At 45.2% G+C, this 3,626-nt stretch carries 7 protein-coding genes; all 7 read left to right on the forward strand.

The genetic code is table 11. The annotated features are described in order from the left end of the window. A partial coding sequence (locus KM934_RS12445; protein ID WP_215760927.1) for a single-stranded DNA-binding protein occupies positions 1-233 on the forward strand: 233 nt, incomplete at its 5' end. A 322-nt stretch (positions 234-555) separates the two neighbouring features. Then, positions 556-906, forward strand: coding sequence for a hypothetical protein (locus KM934_RS12450; RefSeq protein ID WP_094378792.1), 351 nt, complete (start codon positions 556-558; stop codon positions 904-906). Positions 907-925: 19 nt separating this feature from the next. Next, positions 926-1,147 carry a DUF3873 domain-containing protein gene (locus tag KM934_RS12455; protein ID WP_215760928.1) on the forward strand — a complete coding sequence of 74 codons (222 nt, stop codon included), beginning with the start codon at positions 926-928 and terminating at the stop codon, positions 1,145-1,147. Next, positions 1,144-1,389, forward strand: coding sequence for a DUF6956 domain-containing protein (locus KM934_RS12460; protein WP_215760930.1), 246 nt, complete (start codon positions 1,144-1,146; stop codon positions 1,387-1,389). The genes KM934_RS12455 and KM934_RS12460 overlap by 4 nt, the downstream gene beginning before the upstream one ends. 53 nt (positions 1,390-1,442) lie before the next feature. Beyond that, positions 1,443-2,024: a hypothetical protein gene (locus KM934_RS12465; RefSeq protein ID WP_094440821.1), complete on the forward strand. Its 582-nt coding sequence runs from the start codon at positions 1,443-1,445 to the stop codon at positions 2,022-2,024. A 385-nt stretch (positions 2,025-2,409) separates the two neighbouring features. Beyond that, positions 2,410-3,162 (forward strand): ParA family protein, encoded by a 753-nt coding sequence (locus KM934_RS12470; RefSeq protein ID WP_215760929.1) that lies wholly within the window; start codon positions 2,410-2,412, stop codon positions 3,160-3,162. 5 nt (positions 3,163-3,167) lie between these two features. Beyond that, positions 3,168-3,512 carry a hypothetical protein gene (locus tag KM934_RS12475; RefSeq protein ID WP_027324306.1) on the forward strand — a complete coding sequence of 115 codons (345 nt, stop codon included), beginning with the start codon at positions 3,168-3,170 and terminating at the stop codon, positions 3,510-3,512. Positions 3,513-3,626: the final 114 nt, after the last annotated feature.

The following is a 3,626-nucleotide window of genomic DNA, read 5'->3' on the forward strand; positions in this document are numbered from 1 at the left end:
CAGCCTTCATGAATGTAGAGGCATGGCGCAAAAACGAGAACACCTCTTCCTTCGACCGCCTTGTAAAGGGAACTCTCCTTACGGTAGAAGGCTACTTCAAGCCTGAGGAATGGCAGGATGCCGATGGAGTTAAGCACAACCGTGTGGTTCTCGTCGCAACCAAGTTCTACGAAGCTGTGGAGAAAGAAGAAACTCCTGCTCCACAGGAGAGCAAGACAAAGAAGGGCAAATAACCCTTCTCGTCATCAAAGAGCGGCCTTCGTGTCGCTTTTTTTTATGCATCTCCTTTTCTTTGCCGAATGGGTGCTCCTGTTATAATGATTGCCATACATCGACTTCTGGGAATCGGTAGAAATTCTGTTGCGAAAGTAATGGTTACGTCTCATCTCCTACAAGGTCAAGGCTGCCCGCTTTGATGGAAAATCTCCACACCTTTCGGGTAGTATTTTGCATCAAAACCTTGCCAAGATAGCCGTAACACCTTCTGAAAGCAACATAATTTTTAACCATTCCCGAAGTAGTTGATCTACGAAAGGGAGAAAAAACAATATCAATATGACGACAAGAGAATCGATTTTGAGCCGACTGACCAAGGGTGTTAGTGGCACAGACCAGGAACTTTTCAGCAAGGATGAGTTGAACAAGTTTGCGGACTTCTACCGTGACAAGTGGGACGAGAACACAAGCGAAGACGTAATTGCTGAGTCCTTTGTGGATTATTGGTGGGACACTGACAGAGCCTGCCGTAGATGCTCTGAGTGCGGCAAACTCATGCGTGAAGGCTATTGTGTGGATATGGGAGTAGCCTACTATTGCAGCGAGGATTGCTTACATAGTGATTTCACAGATGAAGAGTGGGCAGAAGAATGCGAAAGCAACGACCAGAGTTATTACACAGAATGGTAACAATTTTATCAATTCAGATATGGAACAGAAAATGACTATCAATGGAGTAAGCACCTGCACCATCGCAGGTGCTGAGAAATACGAGAAATATCAGTCGGGCATAGGCAGAAAGAGACGTACACTTGTACAATATGACTACCGACATGCGGACGGAGAACTCTTCTCTTGCGTATGCGCAACGCTTGAAGAGTGCCGGAAGAAGCGTGATGAATGGATGAAAAGGAAGGAGGGAATAAGATGATTACTTCTTACAAGACACTTATTGTTAGGTTCAACTCGCCCATTGCAGTAATAGATGAAGTCTTTAACGATGCGGCTTATTTGGGAGTTGGCAATCTGAAAGAATGGATTGACGATTACGAAAGCACACGTTTCACCGCAATAGACGAACAAACGGCAGTCATCACAAGCGAGTATAATATGGAATGCGTAAGAGAATGGCTTGAACATCATGCCACCTTCGCAGTAATAGCAGAATACTAATAGTGTGGCGGTGCATCTACCGCCCACATTTCACAATAAACAAATAGACAGTTATGGCAAATCAAGCAACTACCACCTACAAGGTGACAGGTTCTCGCAAGGCTGTGAGCGACCTTTGGAAGACCCTGCAGGGTATGAATGTGAACACCAAGAATGTATGGCTGAACGAATTGGCAGACTTCTATGGCATCGACTACGGAGCAAAGCAAATCAGCGTCAGAGGGCATATCTATTGGGCAGAGTATGAGGAAGATGACGAGAATACTCTTCTCTCGTTTGAGACAGAAAGCGCATGGGATGCGTGCACCGAACTCTTTGAGGAGATAAACCATCATCTACACGATGAACTCTCTATCAGTTACCGAGTTTGTGAATGTGGATGCGAAGTTTACTACGTTCATGATGAAGGCTCTTTTTTCCCCGAAGAGTGTTGTGTCAGTTCAAACGGCAAACCATTTGAGGACGCTTATGATGACGTTTACGATACGGTGAAGGATGCTATCAACGAATGGGTATCAAAGACCGGAATCGAACAAGGAGAACGCACAGAGGAACAGATGGTTGACTTCATCAACGAGTATGAGTATGAGAATGAAGAAACCTACTTCTATATTCGGGTCTTCACTTTTGAATAAGAAACAAGCGTGAGCATGAGCAAGCCTTGTGCTCTCGCATTAAACCTACACAGAATATGTACGAATATGAATCAGAATTATTGGGAGAGTCTTGCGAACTGGGAACCCCATGGAAAGGCTGCCGCTTTGCTACAATCATTGAAGATTATGGAAAGGAACTGCTTGTACAAGTGAGCAGCGGTGCAGAGGTGACAGTACTCAGAGACGAGGTGTTTATACTCTGACGACCTAACACTTCTCCTGACTATAAAGGCTGTCAGGAGAAGTGACAAGGCTAACCAAAGTAACGTCAGTAACTTTGTACACGTTAATACAAGTAGCCACGTAGCCTTGTGGACTTGTATAGTTGTACACATTTATACATATATACATAATGGAAATAAGTATGAAACAGAAAATCATTACGTTCGCCAACCACAAAGGAGGGGTATCAAAGACCACTTCCACAGCCTCTATCGGGGCTTGCATGGCGCAAATGGGAAAGAAAGTCCTGCTCATTGACCTCGATGGACAGGCTAATCTCACCTTGTATTTCATCCCTAACGAAGATGACATTGAGACCAGCATCTTTGATGCTCTCGTAGATGGAGCACCATTGCCAGTGAAGCATATCCGGGACAATCTCGACCTTGTGCCATCTTCACTTGAAATGGCGAGTGCAGAGATTGCCCTAACCAATCTCCTGGCAAGAGAACAGCTGCTTAGTAGGCTTCTTGACCCAATCAGGCATGACTATGACTACATCCTCATCGACTGCCCACCTTCATTGGGCATCGTCACCACGAATGCCTTTCTTGCAGCCGATGAAATCATCGTACCCATGACTCCTGAGCTGCTTCCGCTCAAAGGAATGAGGATGCTTGATGCTTTTGTAACCAACCTCCAAAGAGTGAAGCCCTCTCTTCGCCTGGGAGGTGTGTTCATAGCCCGCTTCAACCATCGAAAACTGAATAAGGTGGTTGAGCAAGCCGTAAAGTCACGCTACGAAAGCATCACCATGAAGACCCGAATCCGTGAGAACATAGCCCTCGCCGAGTCGGCAGGAAGCGGAAGAAGCATCTTCGAGTACGACCCTAACTCCAATGGAGCCAAAGACTACCTTGCGTTGACGGAGGAGATTATTTCACGTAATCAATAAAGACCATGGGAAAGAAGAATATGGACATCCTGCTTGGCAATATCTTGGGAAATGCTGCCATCAAGCCGCAGGACAGGTATGAAGAGCCGGCTGCTCCTTTACCAGAGAATGATGCTCCAGCACCATCTACGAAAGCAACAACCAAGGAACAGTCTGATGACTCTTGGCGACACTTCTCCTTTATATGCTCAAAAGCCCTTGTGGACAAGGTGCAAGCCATTGCCCACAAAGAAGGCTTTACTATCCGTTCCTTTATGGAATATGTAATGAAACAAGGTATAGAGGCTTATGAGTCCAAGCATGGAAAGGTGAAGAAAATCAGGTCGAAAGAAATTCATGAGGTGATGTAGCCATGTGGATAAGTAGCCATGTATATGTGTGGACGTGTACACATGTGGACATGAATACATAGGGAGTGTCGTTAAATATTAAGATTATTTACAACTATCTAATCCTCAATGTGA

Source organism: Hallella faecis (assembly GCF_018789675.1).
In the GTDB taxonomy this organism is placed as follows: Bacteria; Bacteroidota; Bacteroidia; order Bacteroidales; family Bacteroidaceae; genus Prevotella; species Prevotella faecis.

Bases quoted from the DNA above. Each gene is read 5' to 3' on its own strand.
- KM934_RS12450 (WP_094378792.1), top strand. From the start codon at position 556: ATGACGACAAGAGAATCGATTTTGAGCCGACTGACCAAGGGTGTTAGT.
- KM934_RS12455 (WP_215760928.1), top strand. From the start codon at position 926: ATGGAACAGAAAATGACTATCAATGGAGTAAGCACCTGCACCATCGCA.
- KM934_RS12460 (WP_215760930.1), top strand. From the start codon at position 1,144: ATGATTACTTCTTACAAGACACTTATTGTTAGGTTCAACTCGCCCATT.
- KM934_RS12465 (WP_094440821.1), top strand. From the start codon at position 1,443: ATGGCAAATCAAGCAACTACCACCTACAAGGTGACAGGTTCTCGCAAG.
- KM934_RS12470 (WP_215760929.1), top strand. From the start codon at position 2,410: ATGAAACAGAAAATCATTACGTTCGCCAACCACAAAGGAGGGGTATCA.
- KM934_RS12475 (WP_027324306.1), top strand. From the start codon at position 3,168: ATGGGAAAGAAGAATATGGACATCCTGCTTGGCAATATCTTGGGAAAT.